Annotated in this window: 1 protein-coding gene and 2 pseudogenes; 2 read left to right on the forward strand and 1 reads right to left on the reverse strand. The window is 61.9% G+C overall.

The window, feature by feature from the left end; genetic code table 11:
* Positions 1 to 132, reverse strand: a pseudogene (locus EJK91_RS21405) (IS256 family transposase); the annotation flags it as partial.
* A gap of 117 nt (positions 133 to 249) precedes the next feature.
* Here EJK91_RS21405 and EJK91_RS21410 point away from each other — a divergent pair.
* Positions 250 to 330, forward strand: a pseudogene (locus EJK91_RS21410) (type VII secretion protein EsxI); the annotation flags it as partial.
* Positions 331 to 387: 57 nt separating this feature from the next.
* Positions 388 to 942: glutamine synthetase beta-grasp domain-containing protein (locus tag EJK91_RS21415; RefSeq protein ID WP_206430461.1), on the forward strand; the 555-nt coding region annotated here is incomplete at its 3' end.

The following is a 942-nucleotide window of genomic DNA, read 5'->3' on the forward strand; positions in this document are numbered from 1 at the left end:
GTCTAGGGCCCGTTCCAGCACGGATTTGGTGATAGCGGCCAGCAGCCCGTCGGGGCCATCAAGCGGCGTTCCAGAGGCTTCGGCGTCAGCCAGCAGCGCATCCACGGCTGCCGGGGGCAACAACTTCGACAGCTTTTCGGCAGCGGCGTTCGAATCAGAGGTCGGCAAGATGATCTCTCCTGTCCGGTGGTAGCAGCCTGCCACCACCATTCAGGCCAAACCACTTACACAGTCAATGAGACACGCCCCAACAGCCACGGTCAGAAGGTGCAGTCGGCCGGCAACAACATGGCCAACACCGACGCCTCCGTCGGCTCCAGCTGGGCCTAACAAATCCATTGCACGACAAGAGCATTGCCAACTGAGAGTTCCGAGGAGAGCACCACAGTGACCGACAAGACCGCTGACGACATTCTCAAGCTGATCGCCGACGAACAGATCGACTACGTCGATGTCCGATTTTGCGACCTGCCCGGAGTGATGCAGCACTTGTCGATCCCGGCCTCAGCACTCGACAAGGCCGCATTCGAGGATGGACTGGCGTTCGACGGATCATCGATCCGCGGATTCCAGTCCATCCACGAATCCGACATGATGCTGCTGCCCGACTTCTCCACCGCCCGGATCGATCCGTTCCGGGCGGCAAAGACGTTGAACCTCAACTTCTTCGTCCACGACCCGTTCACCCGCGAGCCCTACTCCCGCGACCCGCGCAACATCGCCCGCAAGGCCGAGAGCTACCTCACCAGCACCGGCATCGCCGACACCGCCTACTTCGGCGCCGAAGCCGAGTTCTACATCTTCGACTCCGTGAGCTTCGACTCCACGATCAACGGCTCCTTCCACAAAGTGGACTCGGTCGCCGGCTGGTGGAACACCGGCCGCACCACCGAAGCCGACGGCAGCCCCAACCTCGGCTACAAAGTCCGCCCCAAAGGCGGC

The sequence above is a fragment of the Mycobacterium sp. P7213 genome, assembly GCF_900604305.1.
Taxonomy (GTDB): domain Bacteria; phylum Actinomycetota; class Actinomycetes; order Mycobacteriales; family Mycobacteriaceae; genus Mycobacterium.